The following is a 24,892-nucleotide window of genomic DNA, read 5'->3' as shown; positions in this document are numbered from 1 at the left end:
GCTACTCCAGATTCTGGACCTGTTCACGGAACTGATCGACCACGGCCTTCAGTTCCAGTCCAATGGCGGTGACCGCGGCAGCGTTCGACTTTGAGCACAGCGTATTCGATTCGCGGTTAAATTCCTGTGCCAGAAAATCGAGCTTGCGTCCGATGGCGCCGCCGCCGGAAAGCAATGCACGACCGGACGTCACATGCGTCTTCAAGCGGTCGATCTCCTCGCGAATATCGGCCTTGGTGGCGAGGAAGGCGGCTTCCTGGTGCAAGCGGCCGACATCGAGGTTGGCCGAAGCATCCATCAAGAGCCGCACCTGTTCGGCGAGGCGCTCGCGGATGGCCGCCGGTTCGCGCGACGGATCCGCTTCAGCGCCCAGCGTCAGCGCCTCGATGGCGTCGATGTGGCCCAGCAGAAGCGTGCGAAGTGCCGCGCCCTCACCCTGGCGGGACCGCTCCAGCCCCTCCAGCGCCACCTCGAGTGCCGCCATGACGGCGTTCTCGAGCGCCGTGCGCACATCCTCGGTTTCGGTGGTCTCGGGAATATCGAGCACGCCGCGCAGCGACAACAATCCATCGGCGGTCGCAGGAGCAACACCAAATTGTTCCTCGATCCGCTTGGCGAGCCCGGCCAGGTCCTTGAGGAAGGCCTCGTTGACAACGGGCTGGGACTGCATTCCGGCGGCGCGCGTGATGGTCAGCGTCGCCTGAAAATTGCCGCGCGCGAAACGTTTCTGAAGCGTCTGCCTGATGGCCGGCTCCAGCCGCTCGAAGCCCTGCGGCAGCCGCAGCCGCACCTCGACGCTCTTGCCGTTGACGGATTTGACCTCCCAGGCAATCGAGGTGCCGTCATGTTCGGCGACAGCACGCGCAAACCCGGTCATGCTCTGCAAATTCATCGTGCCTGCATACCCCCTGGCGCGTATTACGGATACTGCGTGATCCGGCCTCGCGCACCTTCAGAAAGCCGAATGCCCGCCTGCCAATCGGCTTACGAGGCGCCCCGATAAATCCAAACGCCCCTGCCTTCAACCAGCGTGGACGAGCTGGAAAAACCGTGCGCCGCTACTGGGCCGCCCCCGCGTCGCCGTCAATGGGCGCGTCGGTCTGCCCCTCCACCTTGGCATCAGCCTTGGCCGCGTCGTCGACCTGCTTCTTCTGCTGGGCTCGATAGCGCGCGACGTTTTCATTGTGCTCGTTAAGCGTGGCGGCGAAGACGTGTCCGCCAGTGCCGTCGGCAACGAAATAGAGGTCGTCGGTCTTTGATGGATTGGCTACCGCCTCCAGCGCCGCGCGGCCGGGATTGGCGATAGGCGTCGGCGGCAGGCCGTTGATCACATAGGTGTTGTAGGGCGTCGGCTTCTGGATGTCCGACTGATAGATCGGCCGGTCGGCGGGTTTGCCCTTGCCGCCGAACAGACCGTAGATGATGGTCGGATCGGATTGCAGGCGCATGCCCTTGGCCAGCCGGTTCAAGAAGACCGCGGCGACGCGCGAACGCTCATCGCCCTTGCCTGTTTCCTTCTCCACGATCGAGGCCAGCGTGACGAACTCGTCAATGCTGGCGAGCGGCAGGTCGGCGGCGCGCCGCTGCCAGACCTCCTCGACCAGCCTCTTCTGGTCGGCCAGCAGCTTGTCGATCATCTGCTGGCGCGTGGCGCCGCGCGTGAAGCGCAGCGTATCGGTGGCGAGACTGCCCTCTGGAGGCACGGTGGCCGGCATGTCGCCGCTCAGGGCGGGCTCGCCTGCGATGCGCGCCAGCGCCTGCTCGACCGTCAGACCTTCGGGAATGGTCAGCGAGTACATGACCGACTTGCCGCTCTTCAGCAATTCCATGATGTCGCGCATGGACGCCCGGGGCTTGATCTCGTATTCGCCGGCCTTCAGCGCCGAATCATTGCCGAAGGCGCGTACGCCAAGACGGAATATGCGGGCGTCGCTGATCAGGCCGCGCCGCTCGAGCTGGTCGGCGATATCCTGGACGCCGGTGTTGGGCTTGACCAGGAAGGTGTCGCCATTGGCCGATGGGCCGGGCTCGGTGAATTCCTGCTTGCCGAAGTAAAGCGCGACACCCGCCGCCAGAACCATCAGCATCACCAAGGAGATGACGAAGTTCATGAACACGACGACCTGACTGCGCGAAGCACGCGAGCGCTTCGGCGGCGGCGTGCCGGCCTCCGGCCGCAAGGCTTCGGCGGCTGTCTTCGGTACGATCGGTCCCGATGTCGCCTGCCCTTGCCCGAACTCTCCGTTTCCGGCCGGATTTGTGTTCATTTCGCCCTACCGTTTGATCTCTCAACGAATCCCCTGCGGCAGAGTAGGGGCGAATATGGCAAAATTGACGACACGCCGAAGCGCCGTCCGGCAGGCGGACGGTCAGCCATTGTAGCGCTGGAAGACCAGTGAAGCGTTGGTGCCGCCGAAGCCGAAGGAATTGGACAACGCCACGTCGATCTGGCGGGCACGCGGCTTGTTCGGCACCAGGTCGATCGCGGTCTCACGCTCCGGATTGTCAAGGTTGATGGTCGCCGGCGCGATGTTGTCGCGGATGGCGAGGATCGAGAAGATCGCTTCGGCAGCCCCTGCCGCGCCGAGGAGATGGCCGATCGACGACTTGGTCGACGACATCGAAATCTTCGATGCGGCATTGCCGACCAGCCGCTCGACCGCGCCGAGCTCGATCGTGTCGGCCATGGTCGAAGTGCCGTGCGCGTTGATGTAATCGACATCGGCGGGCGTCAGCTTTGCCCGGTTCAACGCCGCCGTCATGCAACGGAATGCGCCGTCGCCATCTTCAGCCGGTGCGGTGATGTGATAGGCGTCGCCGGTCAGGCCGTAGCCGGTCACTTCCGCATAGATCTTCGCGCCGCGCGCCTTGGCATGCTCGAGTTCCTCAAGCACGACGACGCCGGCGCCCTCGCCCATGACGAAGCCGTCGCGATCGCGGTCATAGGGCCGCGAAGCCGTTTGCGGCGCGTCGTTGCGCTCGGTCGACAGCGCACGGCAGGCAGCGAAGCCAGCGATCGACAGTCGCGTCACCGGCGCTTCCGCGCCGCCGGCGACCATGACGTCGGCATCGCCCCAGATGATCAGCCGGGCAGCATCGCCAATCGCATGCGCGCCGGTCGAGCAAGCGGTGACGACGGCATGGTTGGGACCTTTCAGCCCATGCCGGATCGAAACCTGGCCGGAGACGAGATTGATGATCTGGCCGGGGATGAAGAAGGGGCTGATGCGGCGCGGGCCGCGCTCCTTCAGGATCATCGCGTTCTCGGCGATGCCTTCGATGCCGCCAATGCCCGAACCGATCAGGACACCGGTGGCGCACTGCTCGGCATGGGTCTTCGGCTGCCAGCCGGAATCCTTCAGCGCCTCGTCGGCGGCTGCGATCCCGTACAGGATGAAGTCGCCGATCTTGCGCAGTTCCTTCGGCTCGAGCACCGCCTCGGGATTGAAGGTGGCGTTGCTGCCGTCACCACGCGGAACGACATGGGCGATCTTGCAGGCAAGATCCTCCACCTCGAACTCGGTGATGCGCTTGGCGGCGCTGCGGCCGGTCAGAAGTTCCTTCCAGCTGTGCTCGAAGCCCATGCCGAACGGCGACAGCAACCCAAGGCCCGTGACGACGACACGCCTCATCGCAGGTCCTCCCCGGTGATGACTGCGGAAAGCGTCAGGCCGAAGCCTTGTCGATGTACTTCACGGCATCGCCCACCGTCAGGATGGTTTCAGCCGCGTCATCGGGGATCTCGACGCCGAATTCTTCTTCAAACGCCATGACGAGTTCGACCGTGTCGAGACTGTCGGCGCCCAGATCATCGATGAAGCTCGCCTGCTCCGTCACCTTGTCGGCATCGACGCCCAGGTGCTCGATGACAATCTTCTTGACGCGCTCTGCGGTGTCACTCATTTGGGGCATCCTCGTCTTTTGGTTGTCTGTCTTCGTTAGCGGGCGGAATGCCGCTAATCAAGCTGAAAGATGGTCCCGCCGGAAACGCAATGGCCGCAGACCGGTTTTTGCCCGAACCGCCGGGTTGCGGGCCGCATTACACGAAAAATCGTGGGCGTCCAAGCCGAAATGGTCGCTTTTCACAGCCCGCCCAGGCGTTGCCTGTCGCCGTCCCAAAGCCACCGCGAATGCCCGGGCTCGGCCCGAAATGCATGCTTTGGCCGACCCGATCAGATCATCGCCATGCCGCCGTTCACATGGATGGTTTGGCCGGTGACGTAGCCGGCCTCGTTGGAGGCAAGATAAGCGACGGCGGACGCCACTTCGGCGCTGGTGCCCATGCGGCGCGTCGGGATAGCGGCCATGATCGCCTCCTTCTGCTTGTCGTTGAGCTTGTCGGTCATCGCCGATTCGATGAAGCCCGGGGCGACACAGTTGACGGTTATGCTGCGAGTGGCGATCTCCTGCGCCAGCGATTTGGAAAAGCCGATCATGCCGGCCTTGGAGGCGCAGTAGTTGGTCTGGCCGGGATTGCCGGTGACGCCGACCACCGAGGTAATGTTGATGATGCGGCCGTGGCGACGGCGCATCATCGGATGGGTCAGCTCACGCGTCAGCCTGAACACGGCCGTCAGATTGACTTCGAGCACGCTGTCCCAGTCGGCGTCCGACATCCGCACGAACAGCCCGTCCTTGGTGATGCCGGCATTGTTGACCAGGATGTCGACGCCCTCGAGATCGGCCTCCGCTTTCTGGCCGAGCGCCTTGACCTCATCGCGGTTCGACAGGTCGGCCGGAAACAGCTTCACCCGGTCGCCCAGGTCGGCGGCCAGCGCCTCCAGTCTCTCGACGCGCGTGCCGTGCAGGCCGACGATGGCGCCTTGCGCATGCAGCACCCTGGCGATCGCCTCGCCGATGCCTCCCGACGCGCCGGTGACAAGTGCCTTGCGGCCGGTCAGTTCGAACATGTGTTTTCCTCTTTGGTTTCGGAAGCTCAGCGAGCAACCTTATCTGTATACGTCTCGCGGGTATCCGATTGCCATCACCAACGGAATATCTTCAGCGATACAAGCCGCGCCATCAAATTCACACGCGGCGCCTCACCCGAGCGCCGCCAGTGCGGTTTCGACCTCGGCCGCGGAACCGACCGATGCCGTGGCGATTTCGCGGTTGATGCGCCGGGCCAGCCCTGAAAGCACTTTTCCCGCGCCGACTTCATAGAGCGTGGTGACGCCGTTCGCGCCGAACCACTCCACCGTCTCGCGCCAGCGCACGCGGCCGATCACCTGTTCGAACAGACGGCGCGCAATGATTTCGGGATCGCTGGTCGGAGTGACCGTGACATTGGAGACGAGCGGCACGACAGGCGCGTTCTTGGTTACCCCGGCCAGCGCCTCGCGCATGATCTCGGCGGCGGGCGCCATCAGCGCCGAATGGAAGGGCGCGGAGACCTGCAGCATCAGCGCTCGCTTGGCGCCTTTTTCCGTGCACAGTTTGGCAGCCAGTTCGACCGCTGCCTTGGCGCCGGAAATCACCAGCTGGCCACCGCCATTGTCGTTGGCGATCTGGCAGACCGATCCTTTGGCAGCCTCGGCGCAGGCGGCTTCGACATCGGCCTGCTCCAGTCCGATGATCGCCGCCATGGCGCCTTCGCCGGCGGGCACCGCCGCTTGCATGGCATTGCCGCGGATGCGCAGCAGCCTGGCGGCATCGGCAACCGAGACGAAGCCGGCGGCGGCAAGCGCCGAATATTCGCCCAGCGAATGGCCAGCGACGTAGGTAATCTTGTCCTTCAGCGAGAAGCCGCGCGCTTCCAAGGCCCTGATCGCGGCCAGCGATACGGCCATCAGCGCCGGCTGCGCGTTGGCGGTGAGCGTCAGCGTCTCTTCCGGCCCTTCCCAGATCAGCTTCGACAGGTTTTCGCCGAGCGCGTCGTCGACTTCGCTAAAAACCCTACGCGCCTCGGGGAAGGCATCGGCGAGGTCCTTGCCCATGCCGACAGCCTGGCTGCCTTGTCCCGGAAAGGTGAATGCAACGGCCATGTGTGGGCTCCCAAAGCTCGGTTCTGCTTGCCTGATACACGAATTTTCCTGCCTGTGACGCAACGCGGCCTGCCAAGTCAAGCCCGGTTCGACCCGGCCCCTTGGCAGCTTTGCCGGCCGAGTGCCTGTTCCAAAAGGCTTTTTGGCGATCACTCCTGATGAAAACCGCTCACGAATCGTTTGCTGGCTCTTCTTATTTCCGCCACAGGCGCTAGCTTTGCGTGACAATTCCATGACAATCGAGTGACGGGTCTGTCGCTGGGTGGGGAAGTTAAAGTGGCTAGGATTTCGAAAGGCGCAGGCAAAGCCGCGCCACAGTTTCTGGAAGACGATCCTTCCACCGGCTACCTGCCGGGACGGAAGTGGCCGACCATACGCTATGGGCTGACCAGCCTGCTGATCGCGGCCGTCCTGGTGTTCGCCATCGAATTGATCGTGCGCGGCGACTTCGCCGGCACGGTTTCCTTCTTCCTGCAGCCGCTCAAGCCGGGCTGGACCACGATCGTGGTGTTCGCACTGGTTCTGGTCGGCCTCGATGCCGTTTTCGGCCGCAGCTATCAAAGCCTGATGATCGTCGCGCCGCTGACGCTCTCGCTGGCTTTCATCGGTCACCAGAAATCGCATTATCTCGGCGATCCCCTCTACCCGACCGATTTCCTCTACTCCCGCCAGATCGTGGCGCTGCTGCCGCTTCTGGTGCGTGACCGTCCGATGACTGCCCTTGCCATGATTGTCGGCATCGTCGCCGGCCTGTCGCTGCTCATCTATGGCTGGCGGGTCTGGCGTCGAAAAGTGCCCATACTCAGCCGCAAGGGCCGTCTCGCCCGGCTGACGCTGGCCGTGCCGCTGCTCGCCTTCTTCGTCTCGATCATGGACTATGCCACCTTCTCCTGGACCCGGGACCGGCTGCAGATCATCCCGATTATGTGGGACCAGAAGGAAAATTACGCCTCCAACGGCTTTGCGCTCGCCTTCGCGCTGAACGTGCCGATGGCGCATGTCTCGGCGCCGCCAGGCTATTCGGAAAAGGCGATCGCGGCCATCGACAGGCCGCAGGTGACCGCCTCGGTGCCCCAGGAAAAGCCCGACATCATCGTCGTCATGAGCGAATCCTTCTGGGATCCGACCAAGCTGCCCGGGGTCACCATCACGCCCGATCCGATCCCCAACGTGCGGGCGCTGCGTTCGGGCTCCATGTTCTCACCCGAATTCGGCGGCATGACCGCCAATATCGAGTTCGAGGCACTGACCGGCTTCTCCAACGCCTTCCTGCCGGCCGGCAGCATCCCCTACCAGCAATATGTGCGCACGCCGACGCCGTCGCTGGCGACCTTCCTGAAGAGGGAGGGCTACAGGGCGCGCGCCATCCATCCGGGCACCAACTGGTTCTGGAACCGCGGCGCGGTCTATGCCGATTTCGGCTTCGACGACTTCAGATCGGAAGAGACGTTGCCGCCGATGCAAAAGCGCGGGCCGCTGGCATCCGACGCGGCGATGACGGACGAGATCATCAGCGAGGCCGATGCCAGCGATGCCCCGGTGTTCTTCTTTGCCGTCAGCCTGCAGAACCACGGCCCTTACGAGCCGAACCGCTACTACAACCCGACCCACACCGTGCAGGCGCCGATCAGCCAATGGGCGCGTGAATCGCTGCTGAGTTACACCGAGGGCTCGGCCGACGCGGACCGCGGTCTCGAACGCCTGATCGAATGGGCAAAGAAACGCTCTCGCCCCACCGTCATCGCCTTCTTCGGCGACCATCTGCCGCCGCTTGGGCCGGTCTATGTAGAGACCGGGTTCATGAAGGACAATGTCGCGCCGCGCAAGGAGGCTTCCGCCGAGGCGGCGCTGGAGCATCATCAGACGCCACTGGTCATCTGGTCGAACCGCACAGGCCCTGCCAAGGACATGGGCGCCGTCAGCCCCGCCTTCCTGCCCTATCACATCCTGAAAACGGCCGGCATCACCCACCCCTACTATACCGGCTTCCTGGGCGAGATGCGCGAACGCTACCGCGTGGTCGACCGCAATCTGCTGCTGACGCCGGCGGGAGAAGCCACGCCCGATTGGGCGCGGCAAAAGCAGATCGACCCGGCGATCCGCGACTTCCGGCTGCTGCAATACGACATGATGTTCGGCAAACGCCACGCGGCGCCCGACTTCTTCCCCGAAACGGTGGACAAGGTCGTCGCCCATATGAGCTGAAATTCGCGGCATCCTTCCAGGATGCCGCCCAGCGGGGTCGAGCGTTCAATTCGTCAGTTGCAATTTCGAGAATTTGTTGGCGATCTGCTGGAACACGTTCGGCAATTTGTTTGGATCGTTGACGGCGTAGTAGTCGCTGGGATCCGAGGCGCAGGCGCTGTAAAGCGTGCGGTTGGCGGCGGTATCGGATTGCAGCACCATCGTGTAGATTTCGGCGCCCTGCTTCTTCAACTGCGTGCAGACGCTTTTGGTCCATCCGTCGACATTGCGCGCGGCGGTGGTCTGATTGTCCGATCCAAGCCGACCGGCAGCGCCATAGGTTGAGCCCGCGAGAAAACCATAGGACGTATAGTCTGACTTGGTCGTCTCGTTGCTGGCGCCGTAGACGACATTCTCGCCGTCGGTGAGCAACATGACGATCTTGCTCACCCCAGGCGTCTTCCAAGGCGTACCCTCGGCGTATGGCGCACCCGGCGACAACACCCGCTGGCCCCAGGCCAGGCCCTCGGAAACATTGGTGCCGGACCCCGCCCATGCAAGCATCTTGGCGGCCTCGTTGCGAAGTTTTGTAAAGTCTTCGGTCAAGGGGACGATTGGCGAGGGACAGGACCGGTTTGGCCCCACCGTCAATTGCAAGGCGTTTGGATCGTTTGTGACCGCGGTGGCAATGGCGGTGTTCTGCGGCGCCACATATTTGGCGACTGTTTCAAGATCACCCCGCAAAAGCCCGGCAGCACTTCCAAGCAAGCCGCTCAGGTCTATTCCGAGAATATTCAGTCCGCCATTCCGAGCAAGTTTGGCCTCATCAGGGGCGTCGTCGATAAAGGAATTGTTGTAGTGATAGGCATCGTTTGAATAGCCGCTGGAAGGTCTCGTCCCCTTTCCCGGACTGTCCGGCGCGAAATAAGGCACGAACAGAGTGTCAGGGTAACGTGGATCAGGCGGCGTATCGGCGATATTAAGGACACCAGGCCGCGCCTCGACGCAGCCTTTCCAACCCGTATCCTCCCCCTTGCCGTCCTTCCACCCCGTCAATTTGGCGGCAGAGGCCGGATCTTTCATCAACTGCCTGAACAGCGCCATATGATTGGGACGCTTGTCGTTGATGACGGGGAAATTGATTCCATTGGTGGATGACTTGCCGTCCATGTCGATCCAGGACGGGTCGAACCCGTCGCCGTTGACATTGACAGCCGTGACGAAGGGTACCAGCGCCACGCGGACCTTGCGCGTCGGTGATTGCGCCGCTTCCAGATATTTGAGCAGATTGTCCGTCGCTGTCTTGAGGGCAGCAATTTTGGCGCCGGCCATCGAGCCGGTGTTGTCCAGAACCAGCACGACTTCGAGCTGATTGTTCGATTCGACCGCCGAGGCATCGACCACGATGTGCCTGCTCTCACCGAGCAGGAAGGCGAAGTTCAAATCGACGTCAGCCGAGGCGACGGCCTTCGTCTTGACGAAGTTGACGCCCCTGTCGACCGTCAACGTGGCCCGCGCATTTGTGAGTTCGCCATGTCCGGCTACGTTGGCCTGGAAATAGCGGTTGAAGGCGTCGGTGCGGGTGATGTCCAGATCGCCGAGATGCGAGGAGGCGAGATTTGCCGCGTCGAGCGCATTCTGCAGGTTGCTCTTGGCCCGCATGATGGTGGAGACATCGGCTGCGAAGGCCACCGCCGACAGGATGGCCGGCAAGCCGATCCCGAGCAAAAGCGCGAAGTTGCCGCTTTTCGAGCGCCAGAATTTCTTGAGAAGCATCCTTACCCCCGGAAATGCCTAGCCCGTTGCTGACAGCGGGATGCCGCTTTTTGCGCCAGACATGATGAATCGGCGGTTGATGCCGGGGCCGCAACCCCATACAACCTGTCATGGTGGTTAAGGCCTGGTTTCCGGGAACCACGGAGTCCTGTTGCCGCACATGCCGGTTTTTCCGGCCCTGCGACATCCGGGATTGCCGCCTGCTCTTGCCTTCCACGTGGATTGCTATATAGACGCCGCCAATCTGCCGGTCCCAGCTGGGGGCTGAACGGAGGGCCGGAGGTTTTCGAAAACCTTCGCGTGAAGCCAGAAGCGCTTCCGCCTCCCGTGTCTCCGCTCTCGACCGTCTCGTCATGCTCCTTTCTTCCCCGCTCCTGGCGGGTCAGAGAAGTTGCAGAGGCTTTTGCCGCCGGGAACCGGGAGAGAAACGAAGAAAGGCGAAAAGACATAATGGCTCTTTACGAACATGTGTTTCTTGCCCGGCAGGACCTCTCGCAGCAGCAGGTCGATGCGCTTGTCGAACAGTACAAGGGCGTCATCTCCGCCAATGGCGGGTCCGTCGGCCGGGTCGAGAACTGGGGACTGAAGTCCCTCACCTACCGGGTCAACAAGAACCGGAAGGCATACTACACGCTGATGGATCTTGACTGCCCGCCGGCAGCGCTCAACGAAATGGAGCGCCAGATGGGCCTGTCCGAGGACGTGCTGCGTTTCCTGACCATCAAGGTCGATGCGCATGAGGAAGGTCCCTCCGCCATGATGCAGAAGCGCGAAGAGCGCTCGGAACGCGGCGGCTTCGGCGACCGCGACCGCGGCGACCGTGGTCCGCGCTCGTTCGGCGACCGTGATCGCGGCGATCGTCCGCCACGCAGCTTCGGCGGCGACGCTGGTGGCGATCGTGGTCCGCGCCGTCCGCGCGAAGGCTTTGAAGGGGGTGCAGAATAATGGTCGACATTAACCAGATCCCGACCCGGCGCCCGTTCCATCGCCGCCGCAAGACCTGCCCGTTCTCGGGCGCCAACGCGCCCAAGATCGATTACAAGGACGTGCGCCTCCTGCAGCGCTACATTTCCGAGCGCGGCAAGATCGTGCCGTCGCGCATCACCGCCGTCAGCCAGAAGAAGCAGCGCGAGCTCGCCAAGGCGATCAAGCGCGCCCGCTTCCTCGGCCTGCTGCCCTACGTGGTTCGCTAATCCTTGGCGCGGGCGGCTCCGCCCCCCGCTTCTCTTCCACGGCGACGGGCGCCGCTGGGTTGCGCATCAAATCCCGAGTTGAGGCCAAAAGCCTCTAACTGCCGCGACAGGCAGGACAGCGACACCGGCGGCAACGCCCTTTTGCTTCCTGACCTGTTCCAAAGAATTTCGCACCGATCCCGTGATTGGCGCCCTAACCAAAAGGAACAAAACCATGGAAGTCATTCTTCTCGAACGCGTTTCCCGCCTCGGCCAAATGGGCGACACCGTCAAGGTCAAGGACGGCTTTGCCCGCAATTTCCTGTTGCCGCAGGGCAAGGCGCTGCGCGCCAACGAAGCCAACAAGAAGAAGTTCGAAGGCCAGCGCGCGCAGCTCGAAGCCCGCAACCTCGAGCGGAAGTCCGAAGCCTCGCAGGTCGCCGAACAGCTCGACGGCAAGAGCTTCATCGCCGTTCGCTCGGCCGGCGAGACCGGCCAGCTCTACGGCTCGGTGTCGACGCGCGATATCGCCGACCTGCTGACGGCAGAGGGCTTTTCGGTCAACCGCAACCAGATCCAGCTCAACCAGCCGATCAAGACCATCGGCGTGACCAATGTGGCGATCGCGCTGCATCCGGAAGTCGAGGTCACGATCACGCTCAACATCGCCCGCACGGCCGACGAAGCCGAGCGGCAGGCCAAGGGCGAGACGCTGACCACCGCCGAGGCCATCTATGGCGAGGACATCAACGACAATGCCCGGCCGGAGAACTTCTTCGACCCGAACGCCGAGTTCGAGGGCGGCGAAGAGAACGCCTGACATCGGCGCGGCGCGCCTGCCGGCGCGCCGCATTCGGCTTCGGCCAATCAGCTCCGATCAGACTGGCAGCTCCGATCAGACTGGCAGTTCAAGCCAGACTGGACCAATGCCCGGGTTCACCACCTGGGCATTTTTGTGCCAAAAGGAACTTTTCGAAACCCTATATATTGATGCAGAGTAGGACAGCCTGTCTGACCGAGAGGGGACATTTGGGTCATGAATATTCTGTTGAAACGCGTTCTCGACCGCCTGGTGCGCACAGGCAATCTCAAGGTGACCGGCCCACAGGGCACGACATTCGTGTTCGGTGACGGCAGCGGCGAGCCGGTGCACCTGCACATCAAGACCAGGCACGCCGAGCGCGCCATTACCTTCGATCCGATGCTGGCCGTGCCGGAAGCCTACATGGATGGCGAACTCGACATCCTCGAGGGCGGCGTTCTTGGCCTGATGCGCATCGCTTTCCAGAACATGGGCAGCGGCGGCATCGACGCGACGTGGTCGAAAGCCATCGAAGGCCTGCGCCACGCTTTCCGCCGCCTGCAGCAGATCAACACCGCGTCGCGTTCGCGCCGCAACGTGCAGCGCCACTATGATCTGTCGGGCGACCTTTACCGGCTCTTCCTCGATGAGGACATGCAGTATTCCTGCGCCTATTTCGAGCAGCCCGACATGACGCTGGACGAGGCGCAGGCAGCCAAGAAGCGCCACATTGCCGCCAAGCTCAGGCTGAAGGCCGGGCAGACGGTGCTCGACATCGGCTCCGGCTGGGGCGGGCTAGGCCTCTACCTTGCCAAGGCCTTCGACGTCGACGTACAGGGCGTGACACTGTCGACCGAGCAGCACGGCGTCGCCACCGACCGGGCGCATGCCCAGGGCCTGGAAAACCACGTTCACTTCGAGCTGAAGGATTACCGCGAACTCAACGAACGCTTCGACCGCATCGTTTCGGTCGGCATGTTCGAACATGTCGGGGTCAATCACTACCGCACTTTCTTCGACAAGAGCGCGACGTTGCTGAAGCCTGATGGCGTCATGCTCCTGCACACGATCGGCCGCTCCGGCGTGCCGTGGGCGACCAGCGCCTTCATCCGCAAATACATCTTCCCGGGCGGCTACATTCCCGCGCTTTCCGAAGTCATGCCGGCGATCGAGAAGTCAGGCCTCGTCGTCACGGACATCGAAATCCTGCGGCTCCATTATGCCGACACGTTGAAGCATTGGGGCCAGCGCTTCGCCGCCAACCGCGACAAGGCCAAGGCGATCTATGACGAACGCTTCTGCCGCATGTGGGAATTCTATCTGGCAGCCTCGGAAGCCGCCTTCCGCTGGCAGGATCTGGTCATCTTCCAGATCCAGCTTGCCAGGAAGAACGACACCCTGCCGATGGCGCGCGACTATATGGTCAAATGTGAAAAGGCGCTCGAAATGCGCGACATGGGCCATCGCGAAGCGGCTCCGGTCGAAGAGGCCGCCAAGCCCGCCCGGCGCCGCAAGGTGGCGGAATAGGAACAGACCGCTTTGCCGCATTGGCGCTTGCCATTCCCGGCTCGTGCCCTGAAAAAGGCCTCGTGATCGTCGCGAGGCCTTTTTCATGACCTACCTCCTCTATGCAGCCGCGGCGCTCGCCGAGATCGCTGGCTGTTTTTCGGTGTGGGCGTGGTGGCGGCTGGAGAAATCGCCGCTGTGGCTGCTACCAGGGTTCGTTTCGTTGCTTGTGTTCGCCTGGCTTCTGGCCCTGGTGGACACCGGCGCGGCCGGCCGCGCCTATGCCGCCTATGGCGGCATCTACATCGCGGCGTCACTGGCCTGGCTTTGGCTGGTGGAAAGCGTGCGTCCCGACCGGTGGGACCTTGCGGGGGCGGCGCTCTGCATACTGGGTGCCTCTGTCATCCTGCTCGCACCACGAGGGGCATGAGCCGTGGAACTGCCCGCCCCGCTTCGACAGGCCGTCGACCGTGCCCTCGAAAACGTGCCGCTGCCGGTGCTCAGGCAGGCGGCGAAAACCCTGTCGGACCGATACCGCGCCGAGATGCGCGACGGCCGCCTGCATATGGCGCAGGATATGGCGGTCAAGGCTTATCTGGCGACGCGGCTGCCGGCGACCTATGCCGCCGTCCGCGCCAGCCTCGACGCGGTGAACGAAGCCCAGCCGGAATTCGCGCCGAAAACCCTGCTCGATGTCGGCGCCGGCCCGGGCACCGTGCTTTGGGCCACGGCGGACCTGTGGCCCGATCTTCAGCATGCGGTTTTGCTGGAGGCCAGTGCTGCGGTGCGCAAGGTCGGCGAGGCGCTTGCCGCCGATGCAATCGCTGCCCGGATCGCCTGGCAGGCCGGCGATGTGACCATCGACCTTGACGGTTCGCAGCCGGCGGATCTCGTCACCTGCGCCTATGTGCTGGATGAGATCGCACCGGCATCCCTGCCCAAAATAGTCGATCGGCTGTGGCAGCTCACGACAGACACGCTGCTGATCGTGGAGCCGGGCACGCCGGCGGGCTGGCAGCGTGTTCTCGCGGTTCGCCGGCAACTGATAGAAGCGGGCGCGCATGTGCTGGCACCTTGCCCGCACGAAGCCCCCTGCCCGCTCATCCCGCCCGACTGGTGCCACTTTTCGCGGCGCGTCGCCCGCTCGCGCCTGCACCGGCTGGCCAAGGACGCCGAAGTGCCATGGGAGGACGAGAAGTTCATCTATGTCGCGGCTTCGAGGCAGCCGGCGCCAGTCCGCGCGGCGCGGGTGATCGCGCCACCGAAAACCGGCTCGGGCAAGGCGGCGCTCAAGCTTTGCCGGCCGGACGGCAGTGCCGGAGAGACGCTTTTCAGCAAGCGTGACGGTGAACTGTTCAAGGCGGCACGGCGGTCGGACTGGGGCGATGTGCTCGATACAGCGTAGGGATTCGGGTGACGATCGTTCTTGCTTTGTTCCAAACCGTCGCGTAGAATCAGCACCTTGTCGAGTCAATCGGAATCAGGGCACGGGAATACTGTCCTGTGGACGGTTTTTTGTTTCTGTGAACAGTGGGCATCAAATCTGCTTGGGTGATAACTGTTGCAGATAAGTCAGCACTCAATTTTCCGATTCTGATATCGAGAGACCGGGATCGAAATCGGGGACATCATGGCAGAGGCAGCGCGGAAATTCGGCGTGGCGGAGCAACCGCTCTATCGCGAGGCGCCGAACAACATCGAGGCGGAACAGGCGCTGCTCGGCGCGATCCTGGTCAACAACGATGCCTTCTATCGCGTCTCCGACTTCCTGAAGGCCAGCCACTTTTACGAACCCCTGCATCGCAAGATCTTCGAGATCGCGGCAGAGCTCATTCGCATGGGCAAGGTGGCAACGCCGATCACGCTGAAGACCTTCCTGCCGGCCGACGAGAAGGTCGGCGACATGACGGTAGCACAATATGTCGTGCGCCTGGCGGTCGAAGCCGTCACGGTCGTCAACGCCGCAGATTACGGTCGCGCCATCTATGACCTTGCGACGCGTCGCGCCCTGATCACCGTCGGCGAGGACATGGTCAACATCGCCTATGACGCGCCGGTCGACATGTCGCCGTCCGAGCAGATCGAGGATGCCGAACGGCGCCTGTTCGAGCTGGCCGAAACCGGACGCTATGACGGCGGCTTCGAGAGCTTCACCGACGCGGTCAAGACCGCGGTCGACATGGCCAACGCCGCCTACATGCGCGACGGCCACCTGTCGGGGCTGGCCACCGGCATGCGCGACCTCGACCGCCGCATGGGCGGCCTGCAATCGTCCGATCTGATCGTCCTTGCCGGCCGTCCGGGCATGGGCAAGACGTCGCTCGCCACCAACATCGCTTTCAACGTCGCCGAGGCCTATGTGCCGGCGCAGCAGGCCGACGGGTCGTTCAAGGCGGCGAATGGCGGTGTCGTCGGCTTCTTCTCGCTCGAAATGTCGTCGGAACAGCTCGCGACCCGTATCATCTCCGAACAGACGGAAATCTCCTCCTCGAAGATCCGCCGCGGCGAGATCACCGAAATGGACTTCGAAAAACTGGTCGCCTGTTCGCAGACCATGCAGAAGATCCCGCTGTTCATCGACCAGACCGGCGGCATCTCGATCGCCCAGCTCTCGGCCCGCGCCCGGCGCCTGAAGCGCCAGCGCGGCCTCGACCTCATCGTCATCGACTATATCCAGCTGATGCAGGGCTCCAGCGCCAGGGCCTCGCAGAACCGCGTGCAGGAAATCACCGAGATCACCACCGGTCTCAAGGCACTGGCCAAGGAGCTCGCGGTGCCGATCATCGCGCTGTCGCAGCTCTCGCGACAAGTTGAAAGCCGCGACGACAAGCGCCCGCAGCTCTCGGACTTGCGCGAATCCGGCTCGATCGAGCAGGACGCCGACGTCGTGATCTTCGTCTACCGCGAGGAATACTACCTCAAGAACCGCGAGCCGAAGCTCGGCACCGACGAGTACATCAAGTGGGAAAACGAGATGAACGAGATGCGCGGCAAGGCCGAGGTGATCGTGGCCAAGCAGCGTCACGGACCGACGGGCACGGTCACGCTAGCCTTCCACGGCGAATTTACCCGCTTCTCGGATCTGGCGGAGGAACATCATATCGCGGAAAGGTTTGAGTAGCTTTTTTGACTCACCGTCACGCTCCGTCACACCCCCTCTGTCCCGCCCACCTATCCAGCATCGGCGATCCCGAAGCAGGCCTCGCTAATGGCTAAATCCCGCGTCCAGTTCATCTGCCAGAACTGCGGATCGGTGCATCAGCGCTGGGCCGGCAAATGCGACGCCTGCGGCGAATGGAACACGCTGGTCGAGGAAGGTACGTCCGGCGGCATCGGTTCCGGGCCGGCCAATACGCGCAACGCCCGCAAGGGCCGCGCGGTGGTGCTGACCACGCTTTCCGGCGATATCGAGGACGCGCCGCGCATCGTGTCGGGCATCGGTGAGCTCGACCGCGCCACGGGCGGCGGCTTCGTGCGCGGCTCGGCGCTGCTGGTCGGCGGCGATCCCGGTATCGGCAAGTCGACGCTGCTCACCCAGGCTGCTGCTGCCCTTGCCTCGAGGGGCCACCGCATCGTCTATGTCTCGGGTGAGGAGGCGGTCGCCCAGATCAGGCTGCGCGCGCAGCGCCTCGGCGTCGCTTCCACACCGGTCGAGCTTGCGGCCGAGACCAATGTCGAGGATATCCTTGCCACGATCGCGGACGGCAAGCGGCCGGACCTGGTGATCCTCGATTCGATCCAGACGCTGTGGACCGACCTCGCCGATTCGGCGCCCGGCACCGTCACCCAGGTGCGTGCGGCCGCCCAGGCGATGATCCGCTATGCGAAATCCACGGGTGCTGCGATCGTGCTCGTCGGCCATGTCACCAAGGAAGGCCAGATCGCCGGCCCGCGCGTCGTCGAGCACATGGTCGACGCCGTGCTCTATTTCGAGGGCGAAGGCGGCCATCACTACCGTATCCTGCGCACCGTCAAGAACCGTTTCGGGCCGACCGACGAGATCGGCGTCTTCGAAATGTCGGACAAGGGGCTGCGCGAGGTTGCCAATCCGTCCGAGCTGTTCCTCGGCGAGCGCCACGCGAAATCGCCGGGAGCAGCGGTTTTCGCCGGCATGGAAGGCACAAGGCCGGTGCTGGTCGAAATCCAGGCGCTGGTCGCGCCCTCCTCGCTCGGCACGCCGCGCCGCGCCGTCGTTGGCTGGGACGGCGCCCGGCTGTCGATGATCCTGGCGGTGCTCGAGGCGCATTGCGGCGTGCGCTTCGGCCAACAGGACGTCTATCTGAACGTAGCCGGCGGCTACCGCATTTCCGAGCCCGCGGCCGATGTGGCGGTGGCGGCCGCACTGGTTTCCTCGCTCACCGGTCTTGCCCTTCCCGCCGATTGCGTCTATTTCGGCGAAATCAGCCTTTCTGGCGCTGTGAGGCCGGTTGCGCATGCGCAGCAGCGTCTCAAGGAGGCCGAAAAGCTGGGTTTCGCAAGCGCGGTTCTGCCCTTGGGCAGCGAGGAACTTGCCGGAGGAATCGGGGCCGGCGCTTTCCAGCCTACCGAGCTCGCCGACCTCGTGGCGCGCATAGCCGGCTCACGGCGCAGCCGCGCCAACGACGAAGAATGACGGGCTCACCTGGTGGTGAGCGACAGGGAGTGGGGCGACAAAGATGCCGATAACGCTGCTTGACGGAATTCTCGTCGGCTTCACCCTGGTCTCGGCGATGCTCGCCATGGTTCGCGGCTTTTCACGCGAGGTCCTGTCCATCGTGTCCTGGGCGGCGGCGGCCGCGGCGGCATTCTTTTTCTACAAGCCCGTGCTGCCCTATCTGAAGCCCTACATCGACAATGAAAAGATCGCCATGGCGGCCTCCGCCGGCGTCGTCTTCATCATTGCTTTGATCGTCGTCAGCGTCATCACCATGAAGCTCGCCGACTGGATCATCGATTCCCGCATCGGCGCGCTCGACCGCACGCTCGGCTTCCTCTATGGCGCCGCCCGCGGCATTCTGGTGGTCGCCGTGGCCCTGCTGTTCTTCAATTGGCTGGCCGGCGCCAAGGCACCGGCCTGGGTCACGGAGGCCAAGTCGCGGCCGCTGCTGGAGCAGATCGGCGCCAAGCTCGAAAGCCTGCTGCCCGAGGATCCGGAGAACGCCATCCTCAAGAAGCTCAACCCGAATCAGCCGGCTGCCGAAACGCCCGCCGCACCGGATGCACCGGCGACGGATGCCCCGGCGGGAGGGGACGATGCCAATGCGCCGGCTCCTGACGACAGCGATGCCGGAACGCCTCCCGCGGACAACGCACCGGCCAATCCGGCCCCGGCGGCGCCGGCGAATTGATGAGTGATCGGGCGCCGCAGAACAGGCGCCCGAGACTGGCGGTGATCGTGAACCATCGCCGGGCGCGTTGCTTTTACGGCGCTGTCGCCTTATATGGCGATTTTAGCGGAGCTTGAGCCCCATGGCAGACGCAGACCACGTGCTTTCCGCGGAAGCTGACGATCACTTCCACGACGAATGCGGCGTGTTCGGCATTTTCGGCCGGCAGGACGCGGCGGCCATCGTCACGCTCGGCCTGCACGCGCTGCAGCATCGCGGCCAGGAAGCGGCCGGCATCGTCTCCTACGACGGCACCCAGTTCCATGTCGAACGCCATGTCGGCCTGATCGGCGACACCTTCACCAAGCAACGCGTCATCGACAGCCTGCAAGGCAATCGCGCCATCGGCCACACGCGCTACGCCACGACCGGCGGCGCCGGCATGCGCAACATCCAGCCCTTCTTCGCCGAACTGGCCGATGGCGGTTTTGCCGTGGCCCATAACGGCAATCTGACCAACGCCATGACCGTCCAGCGCGCGCTGCAGAAGCAAGGCGCGATCTTCTCCTCGACCTCCGACACCGAGACGCTTCTGCACCTCGTCGCCACCAGCAAGGAGCGCGATCTCAACTCGCGCTTCATCGATGCGGTGCGCCAGGTCGAGGGCGCCTTTTCGCTGGTGGCGATGACGGCCAAGAAGATGATCGGTTGCCGTGACCCGCTCGGCATCCGCCCGCTGGTGCTGGGCGACCTCGACGGTGCCTGGATCCTGGCCTCCGAAACCTGCGCGCTCGACATCATCGGCGCGCGTTTCGTGCGCGACCTGAAGCCCGGCGAGATGGTCGTCGTTACCTCCAAGGGCATCGAGAGCCTGTTCCCGTTCGAGCCGCAGAAAACCCGCTTCTGCATCTTCGAATATGTCTATTTCGCACGCCCGGACTCTTCGGTCGAAGGCCGCAACGTCTACGAGGTGCGCAAGCGCATCGGCGCGGAACTCGCGCAGGAAAATCCCGTGGAGGCCGACATCGTCGTGCCGGTGCCGGATTCCGGCACGCCGGCGGCAATCGGCTTTTCGCAAGCCGCGGGCATCCCCTTCGAGCTCGGCATCATCCGCAACCACTATGTCGGCCGCACCTTCATCCAGCCCGGCGATTCGATCCGCCACATGGGCGTCAAGCTGAAGCACAACGCCAACCGCCGCATGATCGAGGGCAAGCGCGTCGTGCTGGTCGACGATTCCATCGTGCGCGGCACGACCAGCCAGAAGATCGTGCAGATGGTGCGAGACGCCGGCGCCAAGGAAGTGCATATGCGCATCGCCTCGCCGCCGACCAGCGCCTCCTGCTTCTACGGCGTCGATACGCCGGAAAAATCGAAGCTTTTGGCATCACGTATGTCGATCGAGGAGATGGCCGAATTCATCCGCGTCGATTCGCTCGGCTTCCTGTCGATCGACGGACTCTATCGCGCCGTCGGCGAGGCCAACCGCGACAACGAGCAGCCGCAATTCTGCGACGCCTGCTTCACCGGCCAGTATCCGACCCGCCTGCTCGACTTCGAAGGCCACGACAATGTGCGCACGCTGTCGCTGCTGGCGACGAGCGGCGCATAGGATTGCCGCACTGCCAGTTGCCATAGCCATATTTCCGGAATCTATCGCATGACCTTCGACCTTTCCGGCCGCGTTGCGGTCGTCACCGGCGCCTCGCGCGGCATCGGTTACTTCATCGCCAGGGAACTGGCTGCCGCCGGCGCCCACGTCATTGCCGTGGCGCGCACCGTGGGCGGGCTGGAAGAACTCGACGACCAGATCAAGGCCGAGCGCGCCAAAACCGGCAAGGGCGAAGCGACGCTGGTGCCGCTCGACCTTGCCGACATGGTCGGCATCGACCGCCTGGGCGGCGCCATCCATGAGCGGTGGGGCAAGCTCGACATTCTCGTCGCCAATGCGGGCGTGCTCGGCGTGATCTCGCCGATCGGCCATGTCGAGGCGAAAACCTTCGAGAAGGTGATGACCATCAACGTCACCTCGACCTGGCGGCTGATCCGCTCGGTCGACCCACTGCTGCGGCTCTCCGACGCCGGCCGGGCCATCATCCTGTCGTCCAACGCTGCTCACTCGGCGCGCGCCTTCTGGGCGCCCTACGCGGCTTCCAAGGCGGCGGTCGAGACGATGATGCGCTCCTGGGCACATGAGACGCAGAGCCTGCCGTTGCGCGTCAATGCCGCCGACCCCGGCGCCACCCGTACCGTGATGCGCGCGCAAGCCGTGCCCGGCGAGGACCCGGAAACGCTGCCGCATCCTTCCGAGATCGCCAAACGCATCGTGCCGCTGGCAAGCCCCGACCTGAAAGAGACAGGACTGATCTTCCAGGCCAAGCACAACCGTTTCGTCGCCTACCGACAGCCGGAATAGCCGCATCTTTTTTGTCGGAAGAATTCGGCTCCGGGCGGCGTTCCTCGAATGTACATTCGAAGCTCAAACCCGGAGGACCGACATGCGCAGACTTATTCTCATCGCCGCCACCGCCACTATCTCCGCCTTGGCCGCCGGCACAGCCTTGTCACAAGATGCCAAGATGAGTTTCTTCGTCACCAGCGTCGGCTCGGGCAAGGGGGCCGACCTCGGCGGCCTTAAGGGCGCCGACGCGCATTGCGCCTCGCTGGCGGAAGCAGCCGGCGTCACCGGCAAGACCTGGGCCGCATATCTGTCGACCAGCACCGAGGATGCGCGCGACCGCATCGGCAAGGGACCGTGGGTGAATGCCAAGGGCGTCAAGATAGCCGACGACGTCGCCTCGCTGCACGGCGATGCCAACGGCATCACCAAGCAGACGGCGCTCAACGAAAAAGGCGAGATGGTGAACGGCCGCGGCGACACGCCGAACCGCCACGATATGCTGACCGGCTCGAAACCCGACGGCACCAGGATCGCCGACCAGACCTGCGGTGACTGGACGATGAGCGGCACGGAAGGGGCAGCCATGATGGGCCATCACGACCGCACCGGGCTCGACGATTCAGCTGCCGCCAAATCCTGGAACTCTTCGCATGGTTCGCGCGGCGGCTGCGGCCAGGAGGCGCTGAAAGGCACCGGCGGCGACGGCCTGTTCTATTGTTTCGCAACGAATTGACCAGACCTCGCCCGCCCCGCCACATCACGCGGCTGTGATGTGGCGGCGGAAAGCTGAGTCGCGGTCATGCTTTCGTCATTTCCGCAGAGTTGATAGGATCGCATAGATTCCCACAACAAGCCCGGCTGGGCAGAGCAAGGAAATTCCCATGGCTTCGAGCGTAGCGTTGGTCTGGTACCTGGTAATCGCCGGCCCGCAAGGCGGCATGGTCGTGTTGCCCAGCACGTTCGACAAGCGCGAACAATGCACCGCCGCCATCACCGAATACCAGAAGCAGCCGGCCCCGACCGGCTGGTCGCTGCAATGCGTGCCGAGCGCGTCACCCTTCACCGATGAGGGCGACGCGGAGGAACCGGCAGCGCAGTAAGGCGCGATGCGGCGTCAGCGCCGTGCGCTGACCGTCAGTTCCGGCTTCTGGTTGATGGTCTGGAACACCACGCAGTAGCGTTCGGTCAGCTTCAGCAAGGAATCGATGCGCTCCTGCGGCTCATCGGTGTCGAGACTGAAATTCAGCCTGATGGCGCGAAAACCGACCGGCGCATCCTTGGCAACGCCAAGCGTGCCGCGAAAATCAAGGTCGCCTTCGGCCTCGACCGTGGCGGCGCCGAGCTTGAATTCGAGCGCCGTCGCCACCGCCTTGAGCGTCACGCCGGCGCAGGCCACAAGTGCCTCCAGCAGCATGTCGCCCGAGCAAAGCTCGAGCCCCGAGCCGCCGGTTGCGGGATGCAGACCGGCAATCGCGAGAGCCCTGCCCGTCTCGACCTTGCAGGCGATCGACTGGTCATCGAGACTGCCTCTGGCCCTGAGCGTGATGAGCGCGCGCGAAGCATCATCGCGATAGGTCTCTTTCAGCGGCGCCTGCATGGCCTTCAGTGCGGTGGCGTCCATTTCGCTGCCCCTTTCGACGATCGTTTCTGGCGCTGGCATGCGTCAACCCACCGAGATTTGACCCGATCACACCGGAAAGCAAACATAATCATCGCGTTGGGACACAGGCGCGCAATCACTATCCCAAATGGACATTGACGGACGAGGTCTCAAAGACCGTCTGAGCCGTGCGAGTGCCGTCGTCCCATTTTCTGGTGACCGACTCGGGTCAACAAGGCTGGCGATGGGCAGTCGGGTGTGCCAACGGTCTCTCCTGATAGGAATTTTTTCTTGACAGGGTGAAGGCAGCTATGGTACATTTCTGGTTATGGTGCTGAGTTGCGCCACGGACCCGCCGTACAGGCGGTTTTTTTCATTCAATGCTCTCTCAATAGCGCGTCGAGAAGGCTTGCACGGAACCCGCTGACCCGGATTCGTTGCTTGATGGCGGGCGATCCGTCTTCAGCCGGACAAGCCTTTCCTTTGACTTCGATCGCATCGGCTATAGCTATGCGACAAGCGTTCTCGCGGAGGCGTCATGCCGTTCAAGTTGAAACTGATCTCTCTCATCCTGCTGATGCTTGCTGCCTTCGCACAGCCTGTCCTGGCTGAAACGCCGGAGAGGCCGGCGCCGACCGGCGGTGTGCTGTCGCTGCTGCCGCCGCCGCAGGTCACCAGCCATTCGATCACGGTTGCCGGACGCAAGCTGGACTATCAGGCCAAGACCGGCACGCTGTCGCTGCTTTCAGGCAAGGCCGACGTCACGGCGGAGATCTTTTATGTCGCCTATACGCTGCGGCCACCGGCTGACGCGGCAAAAACGGCACCACGCCCCATTACCTTCGTCTTCAATGGCGGCCCCGGGGCGGCTTCCGCCTATCTGCATCTCGGTGCGCTCGGTCCGCGCATCATCACGACCGGAGCCGATGGCGAATTCCTGCCGCCGCCGCAAAAGATCATCGACAATCCGGACAGCTGGCTCGACATGACCGACCTCGTCTTTGTCGATCCGGTCGGCACCGGCTACAGCCGCGAGGCTCCCGGGCAGAACACCCACGACTTCTGGGGCGTCAACCAGGACGCCAGCTCGATCGGCGCCTTCATCCGGCTCTATCTGGCGCAGAACGGCCGCAGCAGCTCGCCGCTTTTCCTGGCCGGAGAAAGCTATGGCGGGTTTCGCGCGGCGCTGCTCGCCAGGACTTTGCAGGAAGATGTCGGCCTTAGCCCGAGCGGCATCGTGCTGATCTCGCCGGCGCTGGAATTCATGCTGGTGCAACCCGACGAATTCGAGCCGCTGCACTGGGCTCTCGAACTCCCCTCGCTGGCGTCGGTGCGGCTCAGTGCCGACGGCGTTACCGGCGAGGCGCTGCGGGCGCAGTTGGCCGCGGTCGAGCGCTATGCGCTTGGCGACTACCTCACGGCGCTGGCCAGCGGGCTGGAGCAAGGCGGGCGGCTGGCGAGCCAGCGGGTGGCCGAGATCACCGGCCTGCCCCTCGACCTCGTGCAGCGGAATTTCGCGCGTATACCGACCAGCCTTTTCGCGAGGGAGTTTGCCCGCTCGAAAAGCAAGGTGCTCAGCCCCTATGACGCCATGATCGGCACGGCCGACATCGCTCCTGAAAGCGCTCGCACCGCCGGACCCGATCCGGTGCTCGACCGCAGCGTTCCAGCATTGACCTCGGCTTTTGTCGGCTATGCCCGGGACGAATTGAACTACCACACCGATGTCAGCTACCGGCTGCTCAATGGCGAGATCAGCCGCAATTGGGACTACGGCACATCGCGGCAAGGCTATGCCGGCGTGATGAACGATCTGCAGCGGGCGCGCTCGCTCAATCCCGCGCTCGGCGTCGTCATCGTCAACGGCTACACCGACCTCGTCACGCCCTATCTGGCATCTCGCTATCTGGTGAACCAGGTACCGACGCTCGCCGGTGCAAAGCCCATCCGCGTCGATGTGCTGGACGGAGGACACATGATGTATTTCAGGCCGGACGGAAGGCGGGCGCTCAAGGCAGCGGCGGCGGAGCTTTACCAAGCGACGCAGTAAGCGTCGCTTGGTAGCACCGGAGTGACGGGCAGTCCGCGATACGCTGGCGGGACAGTTCGCTCCTCTGTCCTCCAGGCAAAGGAGCCGCGAAGGACATCGCAGTTCATCTTG

23 protein-coding genes are annotated in these 24,892 nt (G+C 63.7%); 15 read left to right on the top strand and 8 right to left on the bottom strand.

The genetic code is table 11. The features are described from left to right. Position 1: 1 nt before the first annotated feature. The 6 genes from FJ951_RS24980 to fabD all read right to left on the bottom strand — a co-directional run bounded on the left by FJ951_RS24980 (position 2) and on the right by fabD (position 5,984). Complete coding sequence (locus FJ951_RS24980) at positions 2 to 892, bottom strand: YicC/YloC family endoribonuclease (RefSeq protein ID WP_140517848.1); 891 nt, start codon at positions 890 to 892, stop codon at positions 2 to 4. Between the two features lie 166 nt (positions 893 to 1,058). After that, positions 1,059 to 2,267, bottom strand: coding sequence for an endolytic transglycosylase MltG (gene mltG / locus FJ951_RS24975; protein WP_140517847.1), 1,209 nt, complete (start codon positions 2,265 to 2,267; stop codon positions 1,059 to 1,061). A gap of 102 nt (positions 2,268 to 2,369) precedes the next feature. Next, complete coding sequence (fabF, locus tag FJ951_RS24970) at positions 2,370 to 3,632, bottom strand: beta-ketoacyl-ACP synthase II (RefSeq protein ID WP_140494455.1); 1,263 nt, start codon at positions 3,630 to 3,632, stop codon at positions 2,370 to 2,372. Positions 3,633 to 3,666: 34 nt separating this feature from the next. Further along, entirely contained in the window at positions 3,667 to 3,903 is a 237-nt protein-coding gene (locus FJ951_RS24965; RefSeq protein ID WP_006203723.1) for an acyl carrier protein, read from the bottom strand. 269 nt (positions 3,904 to 4,172) lie between these two features. Next, on the bottom strand, positions 4,173 to 4,910 hold the full coding sequence (gene fabG / locus FJ951_RS24960; RefSeq protein WP_140494457.1) for a 3-oxoacyl-[acyl-carrier-protein] reductase: 738 nt from the start codon (positions 4,908 to 4,910) through the stop codon (positions 4,173 to 4,175). A 132-nt stretch (positions 4,911 to 5,042) separates the two neighbouring features. Next, positions 5,043 to 5,984 carry an ACP S-malonyltransferase gene (gene fabD / locus FJ951_RS24955; RefSeq protein ID WP_140517846.1) on the bottom strand — a complete coding sequence of 314 codons (942 nt, stop codon included), beginning with the start codon at positions 5,982 to 5,984 and terminating at the stop codon, positions 5,043 to 5,045. Positions 5,985 to 6,260: 276 nt separating this feature from the next. Between fabD and FJ951_RS24950 the strand changes: the two genes are divergently transcribed. Then, the gene (locus FJ951_RS24950) at positions 6,261 to 8,189 is read left to right on the top strand and encodes an LTA synthase family protein (protein WP_224646406.1); all 1,929 of its coding nucleotides are present in this window, start codon (positions 6,261 to 6,263) and stop codon (positions 8,187 to 8,189) included. Positions 8,190 to 8,234: 45 nt separating this feature from the next. Here FJ951_RS24950 and FJ951_RS24945 read toward each other — a convergent pair whose 3' ends face one another. Next, positions 8,235 to 9,944 (bottom strand): pilus assembly protein, encoded by a 1,710-nt coding sequence (locus FJ951_RS24945; RefSeq protein ID WP_140517845.1) that lies wholly within the window; start codon positions 9,942 to 9,944, stop codon positions 8,235 to 8,237. A 450-nt stretch (positions 9,945 to 10,394) separates the two neighbouring features. Between FJ951_RS24945 and rpsF the strand changes: the two genes are divergently transcribed. The 13 genes from rpsF to FJ951_RS24880 all read left to right on the top strand — a co-directional run bounded on the left by rpsF (position 10,395) and on the right by FJ951_RS24880 (position 22,231). Then, on the top strand, positions 10,395 to 10,889 hold the full coding sequence (gene rpsF / locus FJ951_RS24940; protein WP_140494463.1) for a 30S ribosomal protein S6: 495 nt from the start codon (positions 10,395 to 10,397) through the stop codon (positions 10,887 to 10,889). Then, on the top strand, positions 10,889 to 11,137 hold the full coding sequence (rpsR, locus tag FJ951_RS24935) for a 30S ribosomal protein S18 (protein ID WP_006203718.1): 249 nt from the start codon (positions 10,889 to 10,891) through the stop codon (positions 11,135 to 11,137). Before rpsF ends, rpsR begins: the two co-directional genes overlap by 1 nt. Before the next feature lie 214 nt (positions 11,138 to 11,351). Then, positions 11,352 to 11,936 carry a 50S ribosomal protein L9 gene (gene rplI / locus FJ951_RS24930; protein ID WP_140494465.1) on the top strand — a complete coding sequence of 195 codons (585 nt, stop codon included), beginning with the start codon at positions 11,352 to 11,354 and terminating at the stop codon, positions 11,934 to 11,936. Positions 11,937 to 12,152: 216 nt separating this feature from the next. Further along, positions 12,153 to 13,445, top strand: coding sequence for a cyclopropane-fatty-acyl-phospholipid synthase family protein (locus tag FJ951_RS24925; protein ID WP_140517844.1), 1,293 nt, complete (start codon positions 12,153 to 12,155; stop codon positions 13,443 to 13,445). An 85-nt stretch (positions 13,446 to 13,530) separates the two neighbouring features. Then, on the top strand, positions 13,531 to 13,854 hold the full coding sequence (locus tag FJ951_RS24920) for a YnfA family protein (protein ID WP_140517843.1): 324 nt from the start codon (positions 13,531 to 13,533) through the stop codon (positions 13,852 to 13,854). Positions 13,855 to 13,857: 3 nt separating this feature from the next. Next, positions 13,858 to 14,829, top strand: a complete 972-nt coding sequence (locus tag FJ951_RS24915) for a small ribosomal subunit Rsm22 family protein (protein ID WP_140517842.1) — start codon at positions 13,858 to 13,860, stop codon at positions 14,827 to 14,829. A 225-nt stretch (positions 14,830 to 15,054) separates the two neighbouring features. After that, positions 15,055 to 16,545, top strand: coding sequence for a replicative DNA helicase (locus tag FJ951_RS24910; protein ID WP_140494474.1), 1,491 nt, complete (start codon positions 15,055 to 15,057; stop codon positions 16,543 to 16,545). A gap of 87 nt (positions 16,546 to 16,632) precedes the next feature. Then, positions 16,633 to 18,036: a DNA repair protein RadA gene (gene radA, locus FJ951_RS24905; protein ID WP_140494476.1), complete on the top strand. Its 1,404-nt coding sequence runs from the start codon at positions 16,633 to 16,635 to the stop codon at positions 18,034 to 18,036. A 43-nt stretch (positions 18,037 to 18,079) separates the two neighbouring features. Next, the gene (locus FJ951_RS24900; protein ID WP_140494478.1) at positions 18,080 to 18,751 is read left to right on the top strand and encodes a CvpA family protein; all 672 of its coding nucleotides are present in this window, start codon (positions 18,080 to 18,082) and stop codon (positions 18,749 to 18,751) included. A 121-nt stretch (positions 18,752 to 18,872) separates the two neighbouring features. Further along, complete coding sequence (purF, locus tag FJ951_RS24895) at positions 18,873 to 20,342, top strand: amidophosphoribosyltransferase (RefSeq protein ID WP_140494480.1); 1,470 nt, start codon at positions 18,873 to 18,875, stop codon at positions 20,340 to 20,342. Between the two features lie 48 nt (positions 20,343 to 20,390). After that, positions 20,391 to 21,146, top strand: coding sequence for an SDR family NAD(P)-dependent oxidoreductase (locus FJ951_RS24890; RefSeq protein WP_140517841.1), 756 nt, complete (start codon positions 20,391 to 20,393; stop codon positions 21,144 to 21,146). 82 nt (positions 21,147 to 21,228) lie between these two features. After that, positions 21,229 to 21,864: a hypothetical protein gene (locus FJ951_RS24885; protein ID WP_140517840.1), complete on the top strand. Its 636-nt coding sequence runs from the start codon at positions 21,229 to 21,231 to the stop codon at positions 21,862 to 21,864. A gap of 148 nt (positions 21,865 to 22,012) precedes the next feature. Beyond that, a complete protein-coding gene (locus tag FJ951_RS24880; protein ID WP_140494486.1) occupies positions 22,013 to 22,231 on the top strand; it encodes a hypothetical protein in 219 nt (72 codons plus the stop codon). 14 nt (positions 22,232 to 22,245) lie between these two features. Here FJ951_RS24880 and FJ951_RS24875 read toward each other — a convergent pair whose 3' ends face one another. After that, the gene (locus tag FJ951_RS24875) at positions 22,246 to 22,752 is read right to left on the bottom strand and encodes an OsmC family protein (RefSeq protein ID WP_140494488.1); all 507 of its coding nucleotides are present in this window, start codon (positions 22,750 to 22,752) and stop codon (positions 22,246 to 22,248) included. A 517-nt stretch (positions 22,753 to 23,269) separates the two neighbouring features. On the opposite strand from FJ951_RS24875, the gene FJ951_RS24870 reads away from it, so the two are divergent. Beyond that, positions 23,270 to 24,781, top strand: coding sequence for a peptidase S10 (locus FJ951_RS24870; RefSeq protein WP_140517839.1), 1,512 nt, complete (start codon positions 23,270 to 23,272; stop codon positions 24,779 to 24,781). The last annotated feature ends 111 nt before the right edge of the window (positions 24,782 to 24,892 follow it).

This window comes from Mesorhizobium sp. B2-2-3 (assembly GCF_006442405.1).
Taxonomy (GTDB): Bacteria; Pseudomonadota; Alphaproteobacteria; order Rhizobiales; family Rhizobiaceae; genus Mesorhizobium.
This window is presented reverse-complemented; position numbering and strand designations above follow the sequence as displayed.

What these genes read in the sequence shown, in the direction of transcription:
- FJ951_RS24980 (WP_140517848.1), bottom strand. Translation starts at nt 892, where the DNA reads ATGAATTTGCAGAGCATGACCGGGTTTGCGCGTGCTGTCGCCGAACAT.
- mltG (WP_140517847.1), bottom strand. Translation starts at nt 2,267, where the DNA reads ATGAACACAAATCCGGCCGGAAACGGAGAGTTCGGGCAAGGGCAGGCG.
- fabF (WP_140494455.1), bottom strand. Translation starts at nt 3,632, where the DNA reads ATGAGGCGTGTCGTCGTCACGGGCCTTGGGTTGCTGTCGCCGTTCGGC.
- FJ951_RS24965 (WP_006203723.1), bottom strand. Translation starts at nt 3,903, where the DNA reads ATGAGTGACACCGCAGAGCGCGTCAAGAAGATTGTCATCGAGCACCTG.
- fabG (WP_140494457.1), bottom strand. Translation starts at nt 4,910, where the DNA reads ATGTTCGAACTGACCGGCCGCAAGGCACTTGTCACCGGCGCGTCGGGA.
- fabD (WP_140517846.1), bottom strand. Translation starts at nt 5,984, where the DNA reads ATGGCCGTTGCATTCACCTTTCCGGGACAAGGCAGCCAGGCTGTCGGC.
- FJ951_RS24945 (WP_140517845.1), bottom strand. Translation starts at nt 9,944, where the DNA reads ATGCTTCTCAAGAAATTCTGGCGCTCGAAAAGCGGCAACTTCGCGCTT.
- rpsF (WP_140494463.1), top strand. Translation starts at nt 10,395, where the DNA reads ATGGCTCTTTACGAACATGTGTTTCTTGCCCGGCAGGACCTCTCGCAG.
- rpsR (WP_006203718.1), top strand. Translation starts at nt 10,889, where the DNA reads ATGGTCGACATTAACCAGATCCCGACCCGGCGCCCGTTCCATCGCCGC.
- rplI (WP_140494465.1), top strand. Translation starts at nt 11,352, where the DNA reads ATGGAAGTCATTCTTCTCGAACGCGTTTCCCGCCTCGGCCAAATGGGC.
- FJ951_RS24925 (WP_140517844.1), top strand. Translation starts at nt 12,153, where the DNA reads ATGAATATTCTGTTGAAACGCGTTCTCGACCGCCTGGTGCGCACAGGC.
- FJ951_RS24920 (WP_140517843.1), top strand. Translation starts at nt 13,531, where the DNA reads ATGACCTACCTCCTCTATGCAGCCGCGGCGCTCGCCGAGATCGCTGGC.
- FJ951_RS24910 (WP_140494474.1), top strand. Translation starts at nt 15,055, where the DNA reads ATGGCAGAGGCAGCGCGGAAATTCGGCGTGGCGGAGCAACCGCTCTAT.
- radA (WP_140494476.1), top strand. Translation starts at nt 16,633, where the DNA reads ATGGCTAAATCCCGCGTCCAGTTCATCTGCCAGAACTGCGGATCGGTG.
- FJ951_RS24900 (WP_140494478.1), top strand. Translation starts at nt 18,080, where the DNA reads ATGCCGATAACGCTGCTTGACGGAATTCTCGTCGGCTTCACCCTGGTC.
- purF (WP_140494480.1), top strand. Translation starts at nt 18,873, where the DNA reads ATGGCAGACGCAGACCACGTGCTTTCCGCGGAAGCTGACGATCACTTC.
- FJ951_RS24890 (WP_140517841.1), top strand. Translation starts at nt 20,391, where the DNA reads ATGACCTTCGACCTTTCCGGCCGCGTTGCGGTCGTCACCGGCGCCTCG.
- FJ951_RS24885 (WP_140517840.1), top strand. Translation starts at nt 21,229, where the DNA reads ATGCGCAGACTTATTCTCATCGCCGCCACCGCCACTATCTCCGCCTTG.
- FJ951_RS24880 (WP_140494486.1), top strand. Translation starts at nt 22,013, where the DNA reads ATGGCTTCGAGCGTAGCGTTGGTCTGGTACCTGGTAATCGCCGGCCCG.
- FJ951_RS24875 (WP_140494488.1), bottom strand. Translation starts at nt 22,752, where the DNA reads ATGGACGCCACCGCACTGAAGGCCATGCAGGCGCCGCTGAAAGAGACC.
- FJ951_RS24870 (WP_140517839.1), top strand. Translation starts at nt 23,270, where the DNA reads ATGCCGTTCAAGTTGAAACTGATCTCTCTCATCCTGCTGATGCTTGCT.